A 23,528-nucleotide genomic window follows, 5' to 3' on the forward strand; every position below is an offset into this window, starting at 1 on the left:
ATCTCTTCTGTTCAATTTCTTTAAATCTTTCATAAAAGTCTGATTATCTTTTAAGAAACTCCTCCGTCCACACATTCCATACTTACCAGAACACACATCTTGCAGTAGTCGGGAAGCCCCTGATAAGCAGAACATGGATACTGATATTCAGGACCATCTCCGAATGTAGCATGTTGTGGGCATCCTGCACATCTTGAAGGGCCTGCTGCTCCATTTAATTGTCCAAGCTCTTTTCTGTTTAATTTCTTTAAATTTTTCATAGTAGTTTTAAATTAAATGTTGATTATATGTTTTACAACAAATTGATGGTTTTTAAATAATATATTTTCTAACCCTCCAGAACCATACAGCTTCCTGGAATAGATGGATCATAAGGGAAAAGATAAAGACAAACTTTACGCCCTCTAAAATCTGTACATACCGCACAACCTTTCGGTCCGCAATCAAGATCTACAGCACAGGTATCTCCTCCACCTCCAATAATAGCTCTTAAGCTTTCTCTGTTTAATTTTTTTGAATTTTTCATGGTAGTTTAATTTTAAAATTAAGTTTTAATTTTTTTCATTGGATTGTATAAGCAGCAATACTTACAGCATTGGTGCATAACAGGTTCCTCCCGGTTTCAGCCAGCATCCCCATTTCCCCCCTCCTCGGAAACATACAAATTGTTCACCACCACAGGCTTCAATCTGGATATCGGTAAATCCTCCAGCGATGTTTTTCTTTTCTTCGCGTGATAATTTCTTAATTGTTTTCATATTGTAATAATTTTAGTATTCTGTAATAAAAAACAACAAACTTTTTGTCATTAAAAATTAATAAGGACCAAAGCATTCAAAACTTACCAGTACTCTTCCTTTACAACATTCTGGTAAGGCATGATAATCAGCACATGACCTTGGTTCACCTGGTCCGTAGGGTCCGGCAGGACAGTTCGCATTACAAGGGCCTATTCCACCGTTGACAGATTTTAAATCATTTCGATTGATTTTCTTTAAATTTTTCATATTTATTTTTTTGATTAGATTTCAGGATAGATACATAATGAACTTACGAATACACAGGATTTGCAGCGTCCCGGTAATGCATCATATTCTTCACAGGAATGTGCAAATTCAGGGCCTGGGCCGTATCCTCCACCTGTAGGACATCCGTCACATCTGAATGCCGCTCCACTGATTTGCCCTAAACCTTTCCGAGAAATTTTCTTTAAATTTTTCATGGTTATGTCGTTATTAGTTAATCTTATAAATATAACATTTTTAATCAATTACAACAAATATATCCCCAAAAAAGGAAATATATTTTATTATATTAAAAACTTGGCTGTTTCAAAATAATTTGTACATTTGTTCTGTTACAATGAATTTGTTAAGAAACATATCTGATATTTCTGACCTGAGATTACCTATTTCAGGCATATCTTCCGTTTCTACATTCACAACTACAACAACTACCCCATAACGGGGTAAATTTTCACATATTATTTCCGGCACCGTACTCTTTTTTTAAAGAGTAACCATTTCTTTTTACCCAACTTTAAAAAAATAATTGATGAAAGTTTTAAAATTCGGCGGAACATCAGTCGCCCATTCTCAGAATATTCTACTGGTGGAAAAAATCATAAAAGATGAATCTTTAAAAAACAAAATAGTTGTTATTGTATCAGCACTTCATGGCGTTACCGACCAACTGATCAGGGCAGCAGAATATGCTTCTGTGAAAGATGAAAACTATGTTCAGATTATTCAGAATCTGGAAGAAAAACATATCAGTCTGGTCAAAGATCTTTTTCCAATCACAGAACAAAGTTCATGGCTAAGCTTTGTAAAAAAGCATTTCAATGATATTGAAGATCTTTGCAACGGAATTGCCGTTCTTGGTGAGCTGACAAACAGAATAAAAGATAGAATAGCTTCTTATGGAGAGCTTCTGTCTTCAAAAATTATTGCAGCAAGACTTCAACATAAAGAATTGGACTCTGTGTGGATGAATTCCGCAGAACTGATCAGAACAGACAGCAATTTCACCCATGCAAAAGTAAATTTCGACGCTACCGAAAAAAATATTATTCATTTTCTGAATGAAAATCAAAACCGTATTATTATAGGTCCGGGGTTTGTAGCTCATGATGAAAAGAACAACCCAACAACATTAGGAAGAGGCGGTTCGGATTATACTGCTTCTATTATTGCTGCTTCCGCTCATGCAGAAGAACTCCAGATCTGGACCGATGTAAGCGGAATGATGACTGCTGACCCTCGTCTTGCTTCCAATGCTAAACCTATTTCAGAAATATCTTATCATGAAGCCATGGAACTTTCTCATTTTGGGGCAAAAGTACTTTATCCACCTTCCATTCAGCCTGTAATGATAAAAAATATAGACCTGATCATCAAGAACACTTTTGATCCTGAATCACCGGGAACTTTAATTTCTCATCAACAGAAATCTTCAGACAATGAAAAACAGATTGCAGTAGGTATTTCAAATATGAATAATATTGCTCTGCTTACATTGGAAGGAAGCGGTATGGTAGGAATTCCGGGTATTTCTGCAAAACTTTTCCAGTGTTTAAGTAACGAAAAAATAAATGTAATCCTTATTACACAAGGATCATCAGAACATTCTATCACCATAGCTATTGAAGAAAAAGAAGCTTTACGTGCTGAACACGCGATCAATTCTTCTTTCGAAGATGATATCAATCTTAAAAGGGTTTATGCCGTAAAAATTGAAACAGGACTTTCCATTGTAGCACTTGTAGGAGAAAGCATGAAAAGCAGAAGCGGTGTAAGTGCAAAAATGTTCGGATGCCTGGGAAATAACGGAATCAATATAAGAGCGATCGCACAGGGTTCTTCGGAAAGAAATATCAGTATTGTTATTTCAGAAAAGGACAGTAAGAAAGCTGTGAATGTACTTCATGAAGAATTTTTTGAGTCTGAAATAAAACAGATCCACATCTATATCTGTGGAACAGGAAATGTAGGCTCAAAACTGATTCAGCAGATTTATGACCAAAACGAATATTTAAAGGAAAACTTTTTGATCAACTTGAGAATTGCAGGGATTTCCAATAGCCGTTATATGCTGTTTTCAGATCAGGGAATATCAAAGGAAAACTACCTTAACTGGAATCAACAGGGAGAAAAAGCCTCTGCCAATGAATTTGCCAATGAAATTATCCACAGAAACCTTAGAAATTCCGTTTTTGTTGATATAACTGCAAGCCCTGACGTTCCTGAAGTGTATAAAAGCCTATTGAAAAGAAGTGTGAATATCGTTGCATGTAATAAAATTGCGGCTTCTTCAGATTTTAAAAAGTATAAAACCTTAAAAAATACAGCGAGAAACCACAGCTGTAATTTCTATTTTGAAACCAATGTAGGAGCTGGGCTTCCTGTGATAGGAACGATTAACGACCTCATCAAAAGCGGAGATAAAATCCAATCCATCCAGGCCGTTCTAAGTGGAACATTGAATTTTGTCTTTAATGAATATGATGGCAGCAGAACATTCTCTGAAGTAGTAGCTCAGGCTCAGAAAGAAGGATATACAGAACCGGATCCGAGACTCGATTTGTCGGGAACTGATGTAGCAAGAAAAATTTTAATTCTGGCAAGAGAAGCCGGATATCCCCTTCAGTTTGACGAAATTGAAAACATAGGTTTTCTGCCTGAAGAATGCATGCAGGGAAGCGTTGACAGTTTTTACGAAAAACTCTCAGTGTATGAAAATCACTTTAAAAACTTATTTAACGAAGCTAAAAACGAAGGCAAAATATTAAAATACGTTGCAAAGTTTGAAGAGGGAAAAGCAAAAGTAGGTTTACAGCATATCGCTCCGGACAGTGATCTGTTTCATCTTTATGGCAAAGACAATATTGTCATTTTTAAAACCCTTAGATATTCCGAGCAGCCTTTGGTCGTAAAAGGAGCCGGTGCCGGAGCTGATGTAACGGCAAGCGGAGTTTTTGCAGATATTATCCGTTCTATTTAAAATACAATTATGAAAAAAGTAAAACTAAAAGTCCCGGCTACTGTTGCCAATCTGGTTTGCGGATTTGATATTCTAGGAATGGCTGTCCATGATCCATATGATGAGATGGAATTCAGATTGTTGGAAACTCCTGAAATCATTATAAAACATACCGATTCTTTTGGACTTCCCGAAGAACCTTCCAGTAATGTTGCGGGTATTGTCCTTTTAAAAATTCAGGAATATTTTAATCTGAAGAATGGTTTTGAGGTGATTATCCGTAAACATATAAAACCTGGAAGCGGGCTCGGCTCCAGTGCGGCAAGTGCCGCCGGAGCCGCCTTTGGAGCTAATTCATTATTAGGAAACAAATTGTCACAAGAAGAGATGATTCATTTTGCCATGTTTGGAGAAGAACTGGCTTCAGGAGTACGTCATGCAGATAATATTGCTCCGTGTATCTATGGGGGAATTACTCTGGTAAAATCTACCAATCCCATTGATATCATTCCGCTGAACAGTCCAGATTTATTTGTAACGGCAGTACATCCGCAGGTGGAAGTCAAAACTTCAGATGCAAGGCAGATATTAAAGAAAAATATCAGTTTAAAAAGCGCTGTAGAACAATGGGGAAATATAGCTGGTCTTGTAGCAGGAATTCAGAAAAATGATTTTCCATTGATTGGCAGGAGTCTTCACGATGTCATTATAGAACCAATCCGTAGTATTCTGATTCCGAAATTTGACGAAATTAAAGCCAAAAGCTTGCAATTGGGAGCTCTGGGAGGAGGAATTTCCGGATCAGGACCTTCTATTTTTATGCTGTCTCAACAAAAAGAAACGGCAGAAAAAATTGCTCAGATGATGAAATCAGTATATGATGAGATTGAAATAGAAAATCTTATATATGTTTCAAAAATAAATCCAACAGGCATTCAAATCGTTGAAGAAGTTTAACCTAAAAAACAGAAATGAAATATTATAACTTAAAAGATACTCTGGAAAAAATTAACTTCAGAGAAGCAACAATAAAAGGTCAGGGAAAAGAAAAAGGATTGTTTTTCCCTGAAAGTATTCCTCAGTTTGACGACAGATTTATTCAAAATCTTCATCAGTATTCTAATGAAGAAATTGCTTATCAATGCATGAAAGATTTTGTGGGAGATGAAATTCCTTCAGAAGTCCTGAAAGAAATTGTGGCAGAAACGGTCAGTTTTGAAATTCCTCTGGTAAAGATCAATGAGCATATCTCTATTTTGGAATTGTTTCATGGTCCCACTCTTGCCTTTAAAGATATCGGTGCGAGATTTATGAGTCGTTGTCTGTCTTATTTTCTGAAAGATCAGCAGAAAAAAGTTACTGTTCTTGTGGCAACTTCCGGAGATACAGGAGGTGCTGTTGCCCATGGGTTTTATAAGATTCCACAAATCAATGTGGTCATACTGTACCCTAAAAACAGAGTAAGCCCGGTTCAGGAGAAACAATTGACAGCACTAGGAGAAAATATTTCAGCATTGGAAGTAAATGGCAGTTTCGATGACTGTCAGAATCTTGTCAAGCAGGCTTTTTCTGATGAAGAAATTAATAATCAGTTATTTCTGACCTCAGCCAATTCTATTAACGTTGCGAGATGGCTTCCTCAGCAGATTTATTATTTAATAGCTTTAAAACAATGGATCCAACATCATAAAGAAGAACCGGTAATCTGTGTTCCGAGTGGAAATTTCGGAAATATCTGCGCCGGGCTTCTTGCTCATTTCAGAGGCCTTCCTGCCAGTCATTTTATTGCAGCCTGTAATGCTAATCAGGTAATTCCTGATTATTTTAAAACTCAGAACTACCAGCCACAAAAAGCAGTTGCTACTTTATCTAATGCCATGGATGTGGGAGATCCGAGCAATTTTGTAAGGATTTTAGAGCTTTTCGGACATCGGTTTGATGTTTTAAAAAATAAAATATCTGCATATTCCATTGATGATGATAAAACAATGAATATCATCACAGAAGTGTATAAGAAATACGCCTATATTCTGGAGCCTCACAGTGCCGTAGCATTTGCTGCTATGGAACAGTATCTGCAAAAAAATCCTGGTCAAAAAGGGTTTATCATCGGAACTGCACACCCTGTAAAATTCCCCGATGCTGTGGAAAAAGCAATCCATACTCAGATTGAAACTCCTGAGTCATTGAGTGAACTGATGAAAAAGGAGAAAAAAACTGTAGAAATAAATTCAGATTTTGAAGAATTAAGACGATTTTTGCTTCATAAAATATGAGGCAATGAGCAAAATATATCTTGAAGATGTACGAATATATGCGTACCATGGCGTACTTCCTGAGGAAAACATTATCGGGACGTATTATATTCTGAATGTAGAACTTCATACTGATCTGTGGAAAGCAGCAGCATCTGACGATTTGCATGATACCATAAGCTATGCGGATATCAATGATATTCTTCACAAGGAAATGAAAATAAAATCCAGATTACTGGAACATGTAGCCGGAAGAATAATCTCAACCATCCACAACAGCTTTCCACAGGTTGATTATATTAAATTAAAAATTACCAAAACAGCTCCCCCTATGCAGGGAGAAATGACAGGTGCCAGCATTGAGCTGGAAAAAAGCTTTAAACCGGAAAATTAAAATTCTTATTTTCGTTCATTAAAAAAACATACAAATTGAAATTCGTTAAAATATTATTTTTAGTAGCAGGTATCAGCGTTTTTGGTCAGGCCGGCGTTGATAATCAGTTGGCAGCTTATAATTTTCCAAAGATAAAGTCCAGTATTACGATGCCTGTGACAATTCCTCTTTCGGAACTGAGCAATATGATCAATGCTTCTGTGAAAGAGCTTGTTTACCAGGATGACTCTTATACTGACAATAACAATGATCAGTTTAAAGTAAAAGTATGGAAAACCAGGCCTATTCGTCTTGTTGGCGGAACCACTCAGAATTTACTGATTGAAGTTCCTTTAAAAATATGGGCAGAAAAAGGAATCGGAACTTTGGGAGTATACACATATCAGAATACAACTTTTGAAACGGTAATGTCATTCAATACAACCGTTACTTTTAAGAATAACTGGACCATTACTACCAATACACAGCCCAATGGATTCAGGTGGGTAACAAAACCCGTTCTTGATTACGGAAGAATACAGATTCCCATTACCTCTATTGTTGAAAAAAGCTTAAAAGAACAGCAGGAAAAATTCTGTAAGACGATAGATCAGCAAATGGCTACACAGCTGAATTTCCAACAATATGCCTTAATGGCCTGGAATACATTTCTGCAGCCTTTCAATATCTCCGAAGAATATAATACATGGCTGAAGGTTAGCCCGGTGGGAGTCAATATTACTCCTTTGAAATTTTATGGTAACCAGATCAATGCTACGCTTGGTGTTGATATTTATTCCGAAACTTTTACAGGAAATAAACCTGCAGCTTCTTCACCGGTAACCAGTGTTGCCAATTTTAACTCCACTCCTACTGTTGCGGATAAGTTTATTTTACAGACTACAGCCAATATCCCTTTTACAGAGGCAAGCAGTATGGCAAGAAAAACATTCCTGAATAAGGAATTTGATATTCGTGACTCTAAAGTGAAAGTCACTGATATCAGAGTATATGGAGTTGATAACAGAGTGGTTATCGAAGCTCAGACCGACGGCTATATAAAAGGTACGGCCATTATTTCCGGAATTCCTGTGTATGATGATACAAAAAGAAAAATTGTTTTATCAGAGACCAAATTTAAACTGAAAACTACCAATATCCTTCAGAAAACAGCTTCTCTCCTTTTCCAGGGAAAAATTGTAAAAATGATTGAAGATGAATATGGTATTCCAACCCAGGAGCTGGAAGAAGCATCAAGAAAGAGTATTGAAGAAGCTTTTAATAAAGAATACTATAAAGGTTTAAAGATGAACGGGAAAGTTTTCAATCTGAAACCCAGTAAAATTCTACTCAACAATACCGGAATTACAGCAGTGATTGACACGAATGCCTCATTAAAATTACTGGTCAACGGATTTTAAAATTTCAATAAAAAACTAAACTAAAAACTAATAACCGATTCATGAGAAAATATTTAGTCGTTGTAGACAGAAACAGAGCCCAAAAGGGGATAAGACTTGCTAATCTTATAATTGACAGAGCTATTATCACCATTATCTTTTTTGCTTTTGGAGTTATTGCAGCCCTGACATATAATCTTACCAGTAATGATTTTCTTCTCAAAATTGTGTATAAAATGTCAGAAATAAATAAATTCCTGGATATACTGATCACCTCTTTAATCTATTTTATGTACACTTTTCTCATAGAATATTTTACAAAAGGTAGATCTATTGGCAAGTATATCACAGGAACTAAAGTTATTTGTATTGATGGTACAGAGCCTACTTTCAATGATTATCTTATCCGGAATATTTCCAGGTTCGTTCCCTTTGACGGTCTTTCTTTTTTAGGAGAAAACGGCTGGCATGACAAATGGAGTGAAACAAGAGTTATCAACATCAAAAATTATCAGGCTGAAATTCAAGCAAAAAGCGAAATCGAGGCTCTTGGAAAGAAAGAAATTGCTTAAAAACTTTTGTTCATAAAGAAATTTTGCTATATTTGCACACCTCAAAAATGGTAAAAATGGTACTTTGGCCGAGCGGCTAGGCAGTGGTCTGCAACACCATCTACAGCGGTTCGAATCCGCTAGGTACCTCAGAAAAAACCTCTAAGTTATTTAGAGGTTTTTTTGTTTTTATACCTTTAATCTTTTCAAATATTCCATTCTTTTATCATCAAAATTACTTTATCAACATCAGTAACTTATTCTTCACTTCATTCGCTCTTATCTTTTTGAATGAATATCTTTTTATTGCATTAGACTTTTCCTTTTAACAATAGAAAATAAGCTCTTTCAGATCAAAGAAGAGTTTGATAAATAATGTAAAAAGATGATGGATAGAAAATTATCTTACTCAAAAATAGAAGGTTGATCAATTTACGTTTATGAGCATCATCATATTAGAACAAAAAAATCCTCGGAAATTCCGAGGATAAAAACTAATAACCATGAAAACTCAAATTAAACATGAGTTACATTTCTATATTGAAAAATCGTGCCAAGAATGCCAGTTTTGAGAAAAAAAAGCATTTTACTCTGGTATTATTCATTTTGAAATTTTAGCATTTTAGACCGTTTTTACTAATGTTTTAAAAACCACTTCATAATTAATTATAATTAATTAAAATAAATCCAGCATGCCGATAAAAACATTAAAAATAAAATAATTTACATTTTGATAAAATACAATTCATATTCAGGAAATAAAATTGTCAAATATTTAGTCAGAGATCAAAAAAAACCTAAATCAACACCAAATTGGCATAATTTATTCTTCATATAAATCAATCCAATAAATTTAAATAGTCATGGCACAAATAATTTTTAGTAAAGAAGATTTTACGAAAAGAAATGAAAAAGAATATCAGTTGGAGTATAACGTAAATGAAATAGGCAAAGGTTCTGACCTCATTGTAGAAAGATTAACCGAAAAAGGAGACTATGAAATCATTCAGGCTCCCCTGCAAAAATCAAATGACAAAATATTCATCATTTGGGATACTCCTTTTTACGGTAGAATACTCTTTGATCTTTAAAACATTTTGAGATTATTATATGAAAAAAGCCCCCAAAAAAATGGAGGCCTCAAAAAACACAAATGATGAAAAAAAATTTTATATCAGAGATAAAAATTATTTTATCTATTAATTCTTAACCAAAGGTATACCAGTCTTTTTTTTTATTTTATGAGTACAATCATAAAATTATTATTTCTTTTAAATAGTAAGCTATCCAGCCAGCACACAATATTTCTCAAAAAAAGACAATAAACAATACTGTTTTAATTCCTATTCTTCGGCTATTCTCAAATATTCCAAAACTGATTCACTGAAAAAATAGTAGTTAAGATATAATTCACACGCATAGATTTCAAAATATAATAAAAAATATCAGATATCTTATGATCATAGTAATATTCTTCACATATCTTATTTTATAATTTCGCGTAATTAATTCAAAATAACGTGATAATTTTTTCTATACTTATAGCCAACTATAATAATGGAAAGTATTTCAAGGAATGCTATGATTCATTAATCAATCAAACCTATAGAAACTGGGAAGTGATTATTGTTGATGATGCCTCTACAGATGATTCAGTAGAAATTATACAGTCTCTTATCCAGGATGATTCCCGCTTCAAACTCTATCGTAATGCAACAAATAAAGGTTGTGGCTTTACAAAAGCTGCCTGTATGAAATATGCCCAGGGAGATTTGTGTGCCTACCTGGATCCTGATGATGCACTTTATCCGGAAGCATTGGAAAAAACAGCCCAGGAATTCGTTGATAGAGATGATCTTGCAGCTGTTTATTCCCAAATGATGCTATGTGATGAAAATCTCACTCCTGAAAGAGTATATGCCGGCACCAAGCAAATTTACAACAACCGCCATTTTTTCAACTGTCCCATTCAGTTTGCACATTTCTTTGCATTTAAAAAAGAAACTTACTCAAGAACAACAGGAATTAATCCTAATTTGAAAAATGCAGTAGATCAGGATCTGTATTTAAAAATACTGGAACAGGGAGAAGCTAAATTTATCAAAGAACCCTTATACTTGTACAGGCTTCATTCTGATGGAATTTCCCAGGACAAAGCAAAACAAAGCGCAAAAGAATCGTTTGCCAGAGTAATACATGATACAATGAAAAGACGGGGAATCAAAACCATCAATAACCAGACTGTTCCTGAGGTTTTCACCAGTTCACAGGAAATCTATAACCTTATTGGGTATCAGACTAAAAAAATTCACCGATTAATCAGTAAAATAAAAGTCACCTTAGATAATATATAATACAAAAGACTCTTCGAAACGAAGAGTCTTTTTGATAAAATATGGAATGAAAATATTCTTATACTCAAAGATACCATCTCCCTTCCAATTATTATATGAGCAGAATCATAAAGCTTTGATAAAACTTAATACATAGAAACGGCCTCCTGACGGAGGCCTAAAAAACACAAATGATGAAAAAAATCTATTTAGAAAAATCCAAACAGAATATCGTAGAATCGTTCAATACAACTATTACTATTACATTTCTTCAGAAAAACATAATACAACATAGAAATAGAGAATGAATACTTCTATAGGAACCTAACAGCATCCCGAAAATTGTATTAATAATATTTTACACAATTATAGCAATTTATTAGTTTTTATTCAATATAAAATTGATAAAAACAAAATAAAAAATGCAATTAATTATTTAAATGATTAAAAAAACATTCATTTTCGAAAAGGGTAAATTTAGTTAAATAATTTCTTGCTCACAAGGTCTACTCCTCCCAAATGATCGGAATATACACCGTAATATATCCATCAGAATCTACCTGTGCGTCCGAAACCGTAGCAATTACCGTTCCATAACCTACCCAACCACCTTGTCCCTGCATAGCAGAAAAAGTATAAGTTCCTGCAGGAAGACCATTATAATATTGTGGCACAGACTGAAATCCACCACTGTAATAGGTATCATAAACTTCTCCGGTAACCATGTTTTCTGCAAGGAAACTTCCTACATCATAATTTCCGGAAAGAATTTTCGCCCCGCTTTTTGAAAGAAGACCATAACGGATCTTATACGTCTGGGTCTTTGGTGTGGTATCCGCTATTTCTGAACAGTTTTTATTGTTCTCTGTTATTTCATTAGAGGAAAATGAGGTTGCAACAGCCAGCAGTCCGATACATGCTGATACTGTAAAAATTGATTTTTTCATATTAAAAAGTAATTTGGTTCTCAAAAGTAATCAACTTATATGAATTGAGTAAAAACAATCAATGAACTAAAATTTACAAATCCAAATTCCGGAACGGTCTGAAATACTAATGATAGATTTACTTAAAGAATCAATTTCCCTTTTCTGAAGAAATTTTTAACATAAAATAAAATTTCAATAGTAAACGCATAAAATCCCCATCAATAATACAAAAGTGAACAGTATTTAAAATTAATTCACTTTTCTCTGATCAATTTTAACACTCCTTAACTAAATTTTGGCTTCATAATTGAAAATACATTTAAATCAAAGTCATTTTGGCTTTACCTTATTAAAATTTGAATTATGAGAAAGATAGTATTAGCAGGTTTTTTATCCGTCTTTTTAATGACGGCCTGCAAGAAAGATGACAGCGTTGCTGAGAAATCACTGGAAGCACAGAAACTTGAATTTCAGGCCAGACAACTTGAAATAGAAAAACAAAAACTGGCTATTGAAAAAGAAAAGATGGTCTATGAAGCTCAGAAAAAAGCAGACAGCATATCTGAAACCAAAAAAGCAAGAGCTGCTGCTGAAAATAATTCAAGACCACAGGTAATCAGAGAAACAAGAACAATATATAGAGACAGAAACTCAAATTCCGGCTCATCAGGAAGTAACGGAAGTTATGCCAATAACGGAAGTGGAGCTTCACAGGGAACTACCCAGAAAAAAGGATGGAGTAAAGCAGCCAAAGGAACCGTAATTGGTACTGTAGGTGGAGCTGCGGCAGGAGCACTCATCGCTAAGAAAAACAGAGGACTCGGAGCTGTAATTGGTGGTGTTGTAGGTGGTGCCACAGGTTATACCATCGGTAGATCGCAAGATAGAAAAGACGGAAGGGTACAACCCCGTTAATAAATATTTTCACAATAAATATAAAGATTGCTTATTTTTAAGCAATCTTTTTTTATGCTATTGATTCTGTTTTCTTCAATTCTCATCATTCCTGTCTTAATGGGTTGGGGGAAAATCATGGAAAATATCTCAGGGGTTTTATTCCAGGGAATCTCAGGAAAAATCCTATCCGGAATCTTGGGAATAAGCCTGATATGGACACTTATTTCATTTTTTTTCCCTTTAAATATTTATATAGAAACAATTTCAATACTTTTGGGATTATTCTTTTTCTTTAGAAACAGACTCTACAGGGAGTTTTATCAGTTTTCAAAAAAAGATTTCACATTAATGAGTGCTGCAACTCTTATTATCATACTCGCAGGCTCTTATTATCCTTATATACTAGATCATTTTGGCTATTACATCCCAACTCTTCAGTGGCTTACAGAATATGGGCTGGTAAAAGGAATTTCAAACGTTGATCTCACGCTGGGACAAATGTCTGTCTGGCATATTTTCCAGGCTGGATTTTCCAATTTCTCTGACCCGTTTTTAAGAATCAATGCTGTATTACTGATTATTTACACCCTTTATATCATCGAACGGAAAAACTGGATACACCTTTGTTTCCTGCCGGTCTTATTATTGTTTACGCAATCTCCAAGCCCGGACCTTCCTGTTATTATTTTTTCACTGATTATCTTAAATGAGCTCATAGCCGGAAACAGAAATACAACTCTTCTTTTTGCCTTTTCAGTTTTTGTTTTTGCTATAAAACCTACCATGATATGGCTGCCCCTATTAGTATTTTCAAGCTCTGTTTTTATTTTCAAAAACAATTTCAGACAATTACTTTTAGGAATTCTGATTCTTTTACTGTTCTTTATTAAAAATATATGGACATACGGTTTTCCTGTTTTTCCTGTAGCAATGGGTGATTTGGGTGTATCCTGGAAACCCAATCCGGAAGTACTAAAAATTTCGTCACAGTTTGCCATCATGAAGACCTATGATATGCAGTATACCTATGAAGAAATTCAAAAATTTTCAACAGCAGATCATATTAAAAACTGGCTTTCTCTGGAAGGAATCAAATCAAAGATTAATATTCTTTTTGTCCTGAGTTTAATTATTTTTTCTGTATTTGCCTGGATAAAAAAGAAAAAACTCATCACGCTGATCTGTATTTCTTTGTTGGTAAAAAGTATATTGATCCTTGCGTTTTCCGCTCAATACAGATTTTTTATCGATGTTTTCTTTGTGGTATTTTTTGTTCTGTTTCATGAATATTTTAATCAGAAGAAATCCATTATTGTTTTTTCAGTTTTAAGCTTATTTTTCATTTCAATGTTATCCTTTCCGGCATTTATTCAAAAATACATTCCCAGTTTCAGGGTAGGAAGCTTTATGACAGGATTTAAAACAGAACAGCTTTACAAGCCTTCAAGCTATGCATACCATCAGTTTAATACATTTAAAATCGGCAATTTTAAATTTAATGTTTCTCACAATTACCCTTACAGTTTTGACACTCCTCTTCCAGCCGTTACTCCATTCTATATTTTTGATGATGTAAAAGCAGGTATTTTCCCCCAACTTTCAGACAAAAATAATCTCAAAAAAGGATTTATCTGGAAAAAAATGACTCCAGAAGAAAAAAAGGAAGCCCAAAAGGTTATCAATAATATCAAAAACACCGATAAATAGAACAAATCCAGAAACTTTATTATCTGAAGAAAAAAAGGTAATTTTGTACTATGTTCAACACATTAGGTAATCTTCTTAGTCTTACAACATTTGGAGAAAGTCACGGAGTGGCTTATGGCGGTATCATCAATAATTTTCCGGCAGGTTTAACGGTAGATCTCGATAAGGTTCAATACGAACTGAACCGAAGAAAACCTGGCCAGTCAGCAATTGTCACTCAAAGAAAAGAAAGTGACACAGTAAAGTTTCTTTCAGGAATCTTTGATGGAAAAACAACAGGTACCCCAATTGGTTTTATCATTGAAAACGAAAATCAGAAATCGAAAGATTATGATCACATCGCAGGGGCATATCGCCCAAGCCATGCTGATTTTACCTATGACCAGAAATTTGGTTTCAGAGACCATCGTGGTGGCGGAAAATCTTCTGCAAGGGAAACCATGAACTGGGTGGTTGCCGGAGCACTTGCCAAGCAGCTTTTACCAAACATTGAGATCAATGCTTACGTTTCTTCTGTAGGTGATATTTTCTGTGAAAAACCATATCAGGCTTTAGATTTTTCCCAAACAGAAAGCAATGATGTTCGTTGTCCTGATGCTGAAACGGCTGAAAAGATGATCTCAAAAATCAAAGAAATCAAAAAAGAAGGTAACACTATCGGAGGAACGATCACTTGTGTGATTAAAAATGTTCCCGTAGGAATTGGTGAACCTATATTTTCGAAACTTCAGGCTGAGCTTGCAAAAGCAATGCTGAACATCAATGCCTGCAAAGGTTTTGAGTATGGAAGCGGTTTCTGTGGTGCTAAGATGACAGGAAAAGAGCATAATGATGACTTCAATACAGATTTTACTACAAAATCGAATCTTTCAGGAGGTATTCAGGGTGGAATTTCCAACGGAATGGACATCTATTTCCGTGTAGCATTCAAACCTGTGGCAACTATTCTGAGACCTCAGGACAGTATTGATAAAGACGGAAATCCTGTGATCGTTGAAGGAAAAGGACGCCATGATCCTTGTGTGGTTCCAAGAGCGGTTCCTGTAGTGGAAAGTCTTGCTGCATTTGTGCTGGCAGACTTGTTTCTGATCAACAAAACAAGAAATATCAATAATTTTTAACATAAATATTTTTGGTAATGAAAAATTACTGGGATAAAGGAATTTCTTTTGAGGAATATCTTCAGATTGCAAAAGAAAGATTAGAGAATCCTGCCAACCAGCAGGAAGCTGACTATAAACAATATTATGAACTGGGTCTCCAGAGAATGGACCGAACGGTAAAGAAATACGTTCCGGATGAAGATCAGCTGAAAGAACTTGCTGCCAAAAATTTTGACGGAAAGATTTTAATCATTTCTGAAGCATGGTGCGGGGATGCAAGCGCAACTGTTCCTGCTGTCTTTAGATTTTTTGAGGGACATAATGAAGTAAGAGTATTTCTGAGAGATAGTGATAAGAGCCTAATTAATCAGTTTCTGACCAATGGTACGGAATCTATTCCTAAGGTACTTATTCTGGATAAAGACCTGAATGTAAAAAATTCATGGGGCCCTCGTCCTAAATACGGGTATGAACTGTTGATGAAATATAAAGCTGATCCTGAAACGTACCCAAAAGATATGTTCTACAATGATCTGCAGATATATTATGCTAAGAACAGAGGAAAAGATGCTGTTCAGGAAATTTTAGATCTTCTATAAAAAAGAGACATGAAAAAGAGTATCATTTATATTGTAATAATAGCTCTCATCGGTATTGTTGCATTTGTTCCGGGAATAAGAAATTTTCTAAAGGATACATTTTTCCCTGTTGCAACCATTGAAAACGCTGTACATATCAGTGAAGAAGATTACAACATAGAACTTAAAGGAATCAATGCACCAAGTACGAATCTTAAAAACTTTAAGGATAAAGGGATTTTTCTGAACTTCTGGGGAACCTGGTGCCCGCCATGCAGAAAAGAATGGCCTTCTATTCAGAAACTGTATGATACCAGAAAAGATCATGTAGATTTTGTATTGATTGCCATGAATGATAAGGAAGATGATATAAGAAAGTTTTTGAAAGAAAATAACTATACCGTTCCTGTATATATTGCTCAAAGCCCAATTTCTGAGAAAATTCTTCCCAAGGTATTCCCAACCACTTTCCTGCTGGATAAGCATGGAAGAATCCTTATCAAAGAAGATGCGACAAAAGATTGGGACACAGAGACTGTACATCAGTTCATTGACAATATTATCAAATAATATTTTAACTAAATTTTATAATTTATTGGTACAGGATTTGTGAAATTTATAGCATTGAAAAATTTATTAAATCCAAACACAAAATGAAATATTCAAAATTAAATCTTGCAAAAGAAGCCATCAATCATAAGGGCTTTATAAAAAAGATCCCTGATATTTTCAGAATGGTCAAAATGTGGAGAAAAGGAATGTATCCGATGAAATCCATAGACATTATTCTTCCTTTACTGGGAATTTTATATGTACTCTCTCCTATTGACCTGCTTCCTGAATTTGTTATACCGGTACTTGGAGTCATGGATGATCTGGCAGTATTGTCGCTCACCATTCCTAAGCTCATCAAAGAGGTTGACAAATTTTTATTATGGGAAGCCGAACAAAAATACAGAGGCGCTCAATTGATTGATGCTGAAATCGTAAAATAATAGTTTATTATATTTTTCACACCATCCTGGTCTATTCGGGGTGGTTTTTTATTTACAAATGAACGATTAATTTTTAAGCTTTATTTCAATTCCTTAAATTTGCAATATCTAATAAAAAATAATGGAAAGTAAAAAAGAATTCTTCTTAGAGTGCTACAAACTAGGCATCATCAAATTTGGTAGGTTTACCCTAAAAAGTGGTATTGAAAGTCCTTTTTATGTAGACTTAAGACCTTTGGCTTCAGATCCTAAAATTTTAAAAAATCTTGCTAATTATTTACTGGAAATGCTTCCGCTGGATAATTTTGATTTAATCTGTGGAGTTCCTTATGCTGCTCTTCCTATGGCGACTGCAATGTCTCTGGAAAGCTACATTCCATTAATTATTAAAAGAAAAGAAGCTAAAAGCTACGGTACGAAAAAACTGATTGAAGGAATTTATCAGAAAGGACAAAACTGTCTTTTGGTAGAAGATGTGATCACATCAGGAAAATCTTTGTTGGAAACCATTCCTGAAATAGAGCAGGAAGATCTTAAAGTTTCTGATATTGTAGTGGTATTGGACAGAGAGCAGGGAGGAAAACAGCTATTGGAAAGTAAAGGATACAGAGTACACACTCTTTTCAATATTTCTGAAGTATGTGATATTCTTCAGGAAACTGGTGAATTGTCAGATGAAGAAGTAAAAAGAATTCAGGATTTCCTTCAGGGGAACCATATTCAGTTTGAAGAGGAAACAAGATCTTCTTACGAGCAGAAGCTTCAGACTGCACAACATTCAGTTTCAAAAAAATTACTGGAAACGGCTTTAGCAAAAAAATCAAACCTTATTGCTTCTGCAGATGTTACTACAACTCAGGAGTTACTGGAACTTGCTGAAAAAGTAGGCCCTCACATCATTGCTTTAAAAACGCATATTGATATTATTTCTGATTTTGATTACGAAAAAACAATCACTCCTTTAAAAGCTATTGCTGCAAAACACCAGTTCTTACTGATGGAGGACAGAAAATTTGCCGATATTGGAAATACTCAGGAGCTTCAGTTCACAAGCGGTGTTTTCAAAATTACAAATTGGGCAGATTTCGTAACATCTCAGGTTATCGGAGGTTTTGAATCACTAGACTGCTTCAAAAATGTAGGAGTGGTAGCAATTGTTGGAATGTCTTCCAAAGGAGCATTGACAACCGCAAGCTATCGTGAAGAAGCTTTAAAAGTAGCTTTATCTCATCCTAATGTAATTGGTGGAGTATCTCAGAACAAAATCCCTGAAGACCTTTTATTATTCACTCCGGGAGTTAATCTTGCAGACTCCGGTGATGGTAAAGGACAGCAGTACAATACACCGGAACATGTTTTCAAAACGCTGCATACAGATTTTATCATTGTGGGAAGAGGAATCTACAAATCTGATAATCCTGAAGCATCTGCGATTACTTATAAGACAGAGGGTTGGAACGCGTATATTAATTCTTTGGAAAAAAAAGCAATTCAGGGTTAAAAAACCTATAAAGTATATACAAAATAAGTTATATTTGGGCTTTATCACGAATATTTGAAAAAGATCAGCATTTGCCTTATTTTGTTCTGGGGAGTCGCACAGGTTTCTGCACAGAAAGACAGTATATATATTGAAGCTAAACTTTCTCCTGACAAAAAGAACCTTGAGATCAGTCAGGAAATTGTTTATTACAATCATTCTGAAAAAGACCTGCAGACCATAAAACTCCTGAATTGGGTTTCCGCTTACAACAAACGCGGAACCTCTTTAGTCTACAGAAAACTGGAAGACAGAAATACTGATTTGCATTTTGCAAAAAGTGATCAATTAGGAAAACTTCTTGAACTGAATGTTAAGAATTCTGAAAATGAAGCCATTCCTGTTAATACAATCTCAGATGAAAATCTTTTTATTCCTCTGAAAAATGTATTAAAACCTGGCCAAAGCGTTACTCTACAGTTGCAATACCGGATGCAGCTTCCCGACAAAACCTTTACGGGATATGGAACATCCACTCAGAATACTGTATTAAAATATTTCTTTATTGTCCCGGATCATTTTGATCCGGACAATATTTCCACAAGAAACTACCACGATATTGAAGAACCAGTAAGTTTCAATACTTTCTGGACCGTCAACTTTGATATTCCTGTAAATAATTTTGTGGAAGGTAATCTCCCACAGGTTCAGATGAACTCATTCAAAGGATATCTGGATTCAGACCCTGAGTTTTTGATTTCGCCCACGGAATATCCTTCAATAAAAACCAATGTTGACGGAGCTGAAACCGAAATTAAGTTTGGTTATAACCTGAAGCCGGAAGAAAAACAAAATCTGGAGTTCTTCCTTCCTTTACAATTAAAGTTCCTGAAAGAAAGAATTGGTATTCTTCCGAAAAGTATTTTTATTTCTGATAAATTCAGAGCTAAGGAAGACTTTTTCGGAAATAATGATATTACTTTCTGGAAATTCAGATTTCAGTTATTTACCAATGCTGAAAAGACAGATCTGGATTATTTTGGAATCATTGCCAAGAAAGTTCTTGATGAAAACGTTATTGCTGATAAAGAAAAAGACCACTGGTTCAAAAACGGTTTAAAATCTTATCTGGAAATTCAGTATCTGAAAAAATTCTATGCTGACACGAAACTTTTAGGGACACTTCCTGAAACCAGAATATTTGGACTTAAACCATTAAAATTTTTCCATGCATCCAAAGTAAAACTTCTGGATCGTTACGGACTTTCCTATCAGTATATCATGCTGCAAAATCTTGATCAGAAAATTGATGAGCATTTCCCTGTTTTAAGCAATTTTAATGACATGGCTGTCAGCAGTTTTGAAACCGGAAGTCTTTTTAATTATTCAGCTGATAAAATGGGGTATGACAACTTCAATGATATTCTGAAAGATTATATTACTCAGAATACCGGAAAAAAAATTAATCCTGAAAATTTCCTGACTTCTATTTCTGAGAAAAATAAATCAGCAGCCTATCTTTCAAACTTTTTTAAACAGAAAAACAGAGTTGATTTCAAGTTAAAAAACATTAAAAAAGGCAACGATTCCTTAGAAATAAAAATTACAAAAAATACAGACATCTCCATTCCTGTAAAACTGGAAACCGAGACCAAAGAAGGAGAAAAAAAGGTGTACTGGATAGATACTGAAGAAAATGAACGTATTACCAATCTGTCACTTCCGGCTTCTGATAACATCTATAAAGTTACATTAAATAGTGGCTACACCTTCCCTGAATCGAATTACAGGGATAATTTTCTGTATGCAAAAGGAATATTTTCCAATGCAAAAAAAATCAAACTTAAATTAATAAAAGACATTCCGAATCCGGAATACAACGAAATTTATATCACCCCAAGAGTACGTTTCAACAATACGTATGATAAATTTCTTTTGGGGATTAACTTAAAAAACCAATCTTTATTTGATCAGAAATTCCTGTATTCAGTTACACCAACCTACAGTACCGGAACAGGAAAACTGACAGGTTCGGGTGCTGTTTCCTACTCTATTCTGCCTGCCGAAAGTATTATCCGAAGCTTAACCTTTGGTGTTTCCGGTTCTTATTTTCATTACGATTATGGATTAGCCTACAGAAAGAGTTCAATAGCTTCCTCTATCAACTTCAGAAAAAATCCCAGAAGTACAGTAAGCAGAAGCATCGGAGTTTCTTATAATTATTTTGAAAGAGATCTGAGCCCTAAAATGGTTGCCAATAATGACTACAGCAAATACAACGTCTGGACTGTTGGGTATGGCTATAGCGACAGTCAGATGATCCATGAAAAAAGCTTTAGTCTGAGCACGCAAGGAATGGAGGATTTTAATAAAATAACAGCTGAAGGCTTCTATAGATGGGAATTTGCCCCTAAACAAAAGCTAAGTCTACGTTTATTTGCAGGATATTTTTTAAGAAACAATACCCGAAACAATCTTTTCGACTATGGAATTTCAAGGGTTTCTAACTACTCCTTTTCTTATAATCTTTTAGGAGAAAGTGCCAGCAGCGGTCTCCTTTCACAGCAGTTTATATTAGCTGACGGTGGTTTTAAATCTTTTCTGCCGGGAACGGTAAACCAATGGATTACTTCTGCCAACGTAGATTCAAGTATATGGAAAATTTTCCATGTGTATGCTGATGCCGGAGTTTATAAAAACAAAGATCTTCCTGCCAAATTCATATGGGACACCGGAGTTAAAGTAAGAATCATTCCGGATTTCCTAGAAGTTTATTTCCCGATACAGTCTTCTTTAGGATTTGAACCTTCATTTAAAGATTATGGAAAGCGTATCCGATATACATTGATTCTTAATCTTGGTTCCATTATTAATGCCGCAAGAAGAGGCTGGTACTAAAATATCGGAAAAAAGATAGTCTCAAAAGTCAAATAATCTGGCTTTGTCATTCTGACGAAGGAAGAATCTTATGAATAGCCAAGCTTATGAGATTCTTCACTACATTTCTGAACTATGTTCGCAGGATTTCAGCCTGTGTTCAGAATGACATTTAACAAAGAAGCTGTTTTTATTAAAATTAATCTTTTATAATTTTCTGTGAGATCGGAATATTATTAATTGTTCCGGTAACAATATAAGTTCCTTTTGGAAGCTCAGCAATATCAAGAGTTGAGGCTAATTTAGTAGGTGATTTCTTCACAATCTGCCTGAAGGTATCATAGATTTTCACATCTTTTACTTCAGTTCCGAAGACAATTTTACTGTCCTTTATAAAAGGGTTCTGCACAAAACCGGATTTCACGCTGCCTTCCAGAGAAAAATCGGCCCTATTATCATTACTGTCTACTAATGTTCTTTTTATAGCTGTGGTTGTAGTTGGAGAAGGAGCTGGCCCATCTCCTTTAAACTGATCTGCATTTGATCCGTAGCCTACAAAATCCAGGACATTAGATGCAAAAGGTCCGGTCACCTGCACTATATTTCCGGCTAAAGCAACTTTTCCGGAGACACTGGAAATTCTTAATCCTGAAGATTTATTGGGTGTTCCGTCAAAACGGGTAATAGTAGTTGCAATAAAATCCGGTGTCGGTAAATTCTCAACACCACCATCAATGGCTGCTTCCTGAATCAGAAAGGTTTCTTCAGGACCCAGAGTAAAATCCGGAAGTGTATGATATTCGGTAAAAGCCCCTATTGCCGGAGCATATTGTATACTTGCCCCAGTCAAAGAAACCAGGTTCGTTCCGACGTTTTTGAGCACAATATAATTATTTTTCAATACGGCACCTGAATCGGCATTACCGCCATAAATCTCATTGATTACAATCTGAGCATTCGAAAAGGCAGCTAATGATACAAGCCCGACAAGAGTAAAGATTTTTTTCATCGTAATAATTTTTAGAAATGGATTTGTAATAAAAACATCAAAAATAATACCACCAAATTAAGAAATAAACAAGATACAAAAATCTAAAAAACAGTAAATAATCATATAAAAAAACAGCCGTTTCAATGAAACGGCTGTTTGTATTTTTATTTCAAGAGATTAGTCTTTAAGAACTTTTTGAGAAGCCGGCTGGTTGTTTACTGTACCTGTTACGATATAGTTTCCTTTTGCCAGTTCAGCAATATTTACCGTTCCGTTTTGTTTCACAGAACCTTCTTTTACAAGCTGTCCGAACATGTTGAAAACTTTTACATCTTTTACATCAGATCCGAAAACAATCTCATTGTTTTTAACAAAAGAATTCTTTACAAAGCTCCCTGATTTTGCATTTTTAGCATCAATAACAGCTAAAGAAGCAGTAGATGAAGTAACAATTAAAGAAATATCATCTATTCTCCAGTTGGCAGTACCAAGAGATGGAGTTCCTGTACCAGGACTGTCACTTCCATAGATTCTTAAGGTAACAGGAGCTGATTCTGCACCTACTAAATTAGCACCTGCAAAAGTGATATTATTCAATGTCCATGTACTATTATTGTTAACATTTACAGTACCTATCGCCGTTGTATAGTTATCAATGCTGGAATATACTGTAATCTTTCCAGGTCCTGTAGATGTTCCTCTCGATCCTAAATTTAAAGAATTTAAAGTTACTTTATTACCTGCAACAGGAGTAACAGTTACACTAAAATAAGTACTTGCAGCAGTGGTAAGAGCTTCTTTAAAAGCAGCAGCACCAAAATTACTGGATCCGCTTGCTCCTGTATAGCCAGAAGACACAGATGAAGTGGTAATTAAATTAGTAGTACCATTATTATTTCCCTGAGTTGCTGCAAATGCTACACTTGAAATATTAGCATTTGTACCAGAAATAGGATTTACAGAACTGCCATCCCAAAGGTAAGTTGTTTGTGCAAAAGCAACTGCACTTATCATCGCTGTTGCAAAAAGAGAATAAAGTTTTTTCATGATTTAAATTTTTTGTTGTTAATAATTTTCT

At 34.8% G+C, this 23,528-nt stretch carries 24 protein-coding genes and 1 tRNA gene; 17 read left to right on the top strand and 8 right to left on the bottom strand.

Annotated features, from left to right (window positions below; all coding sequences use genetic code 11):
- Window positions 1–50: 50 nt before the first annotated feature.
- The 5 genes from KYG33_RS10980 to KYG33_RS11000 form a co-directional block, all read right to left on the bottom strand.
- A complete protein-coding gene (locus KYG33_RS10980) occupies window positions 51–260 on the bottom strand; it encodes a bacteriocin-like protein (protein ID WP_077419043.1) in 210 nt (69 codons plus the stop codon).
- 68 nt (window positions 261–328) lie between these two features.
- Window positions 329–526 (bottom strand): hypothetical protein, encoded by a 198-nt coding sequence (locus KYG33_RS10985; protein WP_077419042.1) that lies wholly within the window; start codon window positions 524–526, stop codon window positions 329–331.
- A 61-nt stretch (window positions 527–587) separates the two neighbouring features.
- Window positions 588–758, bottom strand: a complete 171-nt coding sequence (locus KYG33_RS10990; RefSeq protein ID WP_175627291.1) for a bacteriocin-like protein — start codon at window positions 756–758, stop codon at window positions 588–590.
- Between the two features lie 57 nt (window positions 759–815).
- Window positions 816–1,007 carry a bacteriocin-like protein gene (locus KYG33_RS10995; protein ID WP_219073213.1) on the bottom strand — a complete coding sequence of 64 codons (192 nt, stop codon included), beginning with the start codon at window positions 1,005–1,007 and terminating at the stop codon, window positions 816–818.
- Window positions 1,008–1,021: 14 nt separating this feature from the next.
- On the bottom strand, window positions 1,022–1,222 hold the full coding sequence (locus tag KYG33_RS11000) for a bacteriocin-like protein (protein WP_077419041.1): 201 nt from the start codon (window positions 1,220–1,222) through the stop codon (window positions 1,022–1,024).
- Window positions 1,223–1,554: 332 nt separating this feature from the next.
- On the opposite strand from KYG33_RS11000, the gene thrA reads away from it, so the two are divergent.
- The 9 genes from thrA to KYG33_RS11045 all read left to right on the top strand — a co-directional run bounded on the left by thrA (window position 1,555) and on the right by KYG33_RS11045 (window position 10,914).
- On the top strand, window positions 1,555–4,002 hold the full coding sequence (thrA, locus tag KYG33_RS11005) for a bifunctional aspartate kinase/homoserine dehydrogenase I (RefSeq protein WP_219073214.1): 2,448 nt from the start codon (window positions 1,555–1,557) through the stop codon (window positions 4,000–4,002).
- Between the two features lie 9 nt (window positions 4,003–4,011).
- On the top strand, window positions 4,012–4,938 hold the full coding sequence (locus tag KYG33_RS11010; RefSeq protein ID WP_219073215.1) for a homoserine kinase: 927 nt from the start codon (window positions 4,012–4,014) through the stop codon (window positions 4,936–4,938).
- Window positions 4,939–4,952: 14 nt separating this feature from the next.
- Window positions 4,953–6,257, top strand: a complete 1,305-nt coding sequence (thrC, locus tag KYG33_RS11015; protein WP_219073216.1) for a threonine synthase — start codon at window positions 4,953–4,955, stop codon at window positions 6,255–6,257.
- Between the two features lie 4 nt (window positions 6,258–6,261).
- Complete coding sequence (gene folB / locus KYG33_RS11020; RefSeq protein WP_077419037.1) at window positions 6,262–6,630, top strand: dihydroneopterin aldolase; 369 nt, start codon at window positions 6,262–6,264, stop codon at window positions 6,628–6,630.
- A 35-nt stretch (window positions 6,631–6,665) separates the two neighbouring features.
- Complete coding sequence (locus KYG33_RS11025; protein WP_219073217.1) at window positions 6,666–8,030, top strand: DUF4403 family protein; 1,365 nt, start codon at window positions 6,666–6,668, stop codon at window positions 8,028–8,030.
- A 41-nt stretch (window positions 8,031–8,071) separates the two neighbouring features.
- Complete coding sequence (locus tag KYG33_RS11030; RefSeq protein ID WP_219073218.1) at window positions 8,072–8,581, top strand: RDD family protein; 510 nt, start codon at window positions 8,072–8,074, stop codon at window positions 8,579–8,581.
- Between the two features lie 58 nt (window positions 8,582–8,639).
- Window positions 8,640–8,710: transfer RNA gene (locus KYG33_RS11035), tRNA-Cys, on the top strand.
- A gap of 713 nt (window positions 8,711–9,423) precedes the next feature.
- Window positions 9,424–9,651: a glutathione synthase gene (locus KYG33_RS11040; protein WP_077419034.1), complete on the top strand. Its 228-nt coding sequence runs from the start codon at window positions 9,424–9,426 to the stop codon at window positions 9,649–9,651.
- A 429-nt stretch (window positions 9,652–10,080) separates the two neighbouring features.
- Window positions 10,081–10,914 (top strand): glycosyltransferase family 2 protein, encoded by an 834-nt coding sequence (locus KYG33_RS11045; protein WP_219073219.1) that lies wholly within the window; start codon window positions 10,081–10,083, stop codon window positions 10,912–10,914.
- Between the two features lie 485 nt (window positions 10,915–11,399).
- Here KYG33_RS11045 and KYG33_RS11050 read toward each other — a convergent pair whose 3' ends face one another.
- Entirely contained in the window at window positions 11,400–11,840 is a 441-nt protein-coding gene (locus KYG33_RS11050) for a hypothetical protein (RefSeq protein WP_077419032.1), read from the bottom strand.
- A 345-nt stretch (window positions 11,841–12,185) separates the two neighbouring features.
- On the opposite strand from KYG33_RS11050, the gene KYG33_RS11055 reads away from it, so the two are divergent.
- The 8 genes from KYG33_RS11055 to KYG33_RS11090 all read left to right on the top strand — a co-directional run bounded on the left by KYG33_RS11055 (window position 12,186) and on the right by KYG33_RS11090 (window position 21,480).
- Window positions 12,186–12,737, top strand: a complete 552-nt coding sequence (locus KYG33_RS11055) for a YMGG-like glycine zipper-containing protein (RefSeq protein ID WP_180564536.1) — start codon at window positions 12,186–12,188, stop codon at window positions 12,735–12,737.
- 117 nt (window positions 12,738–12,854) lie between these two features.
- Window positions 12,855–14,426: an LIC_10190 family membrane protein gene (locus KYG33_RS11060; RefSeq protein WP_257468992.1), complete on the top strand. Its 1,572-nt coding sequence runs from the start codon at window positions 12,855–12,857 to the stop codon at window positions 14,424–14,426.
- A gap of 50 nt (window positions 14,427–14,476) precedes the next feature.
- The gene (gene aroC, locus KYG33_RS11065; protein ID WP_219073220.1) at window positions 14,477–15,547 is read left to right on the top strand and encodes a chorismate synthase; all 1,071 of its coding nucleotides are present in this window, start codon (window positions 14,477–14,479) and stop codon (window positions 15,545–15,547) included.
- A 17-nt stretch (window positions 15,548–15,564) separates the two neighbouring features.
- A complete protein-coding gene (locus tag KYG33_RS11070) occupies window positions 15,565–16,128 on the top strand; it encodes a thioredoxin family protein (RefSeq protein WP_219073221.1) in 564 nt (187 codons plus the stop codon).
- 9 nt (window positions 16,129–16,137) lie between these two features.
- Window positions 16,138–16,677 (top strand): TlpA family protein disulfide reductase, encoded by a 540-nt coding sequence (locus tag KYG33_RS11075; protein ID WP_077419027.1) that lies wholly within the window; start codon window positions 16,138–16,140, stop codon window positions 16,675–16,677.
- Between the two features lie 83 nt (window positions 16,678–16,760).
- Window positions 16,761–17,102 (top strand): YkvA family protein, encoded by a 342-nt coding sequence (locus KYG33_RS11080; RefSeq protein ID WP_077419026.1) that lies wholly within the window; start codon window positions 16,761–16,763, stop codon window positions 17,100–17,102.
- A 121-nt stretch (window positions 17,103–17,223) separates the two neighbouring features.
- On the top strand, window positions 17,224–18,603 hold the full coding sequence (gene pyrF, locus KYG33_RS11085; protein ID WP_077419025.1) for an orotidine-5'-phosphate decarboxylase: 1,380 nt from the start codon (window positions 17,224–17,226) through the stop codon (window positions 18,601–18,603).
- A 54-nt stretch (window positions 18,604–18,657) separates the two neighbouring features.
- Window positions 18,658–21,480, top strand: coding sequence for an aminopeptidase (locus tag KYG33_RS11090; RefSeq protein WP_257468994.1), 2,823 nt, complete (start codon window positions 18,658–18,660; stop codon window positions 21,478–21,480).
- 178 nt (window positions 21,481–21,658) lie between these two features.
- On the opposite strand, the gene KYG33_RS11095 is transcribed toward KYG33_RS11090, so the two are convergent.
- Together KYG33_RS11095 and KYG33_RS11100 are read right to left on the bottom strand one after the other, a co-directional pair.
- Window positions 21,659–22,468, bottom strand: a complete 810-nt coding sequence (locus KYG33_RS11095; RefSeq protein ID WP_077419023.1) for a T9SS type A sorting domain-containing protein — start codon at window positions 22,466–22,468, stop codon at window positions 21,659–21,661.
- A gap of 159 nt (window positions 22,469–22,627) precedes the next feature.
- Window positions 22,628–23,497, bottom strand: a complete 870-nt coding sequence (locus KYG33_RS11100; protein WP_257468996.1) for a T9SS type A sorting domain-containing protein — start codon at window positions 23,495–23,497, stop codon at window positions 22,628–22,630.
- Window positions 23,498–23,528: the final 31 nt, after the last annotated feature.

Origin of the sequence: Chryseobacterium sp. D764 (assembly GCF_019317325.1) — a bacterium.
In the GTDB taxonomy this organism is placed as follows: domain Bacteria; phylum Bacteroidota; class Bacteroidia; order Flavobacteriales; family Weeksellaceae; genus Chryseobacterium.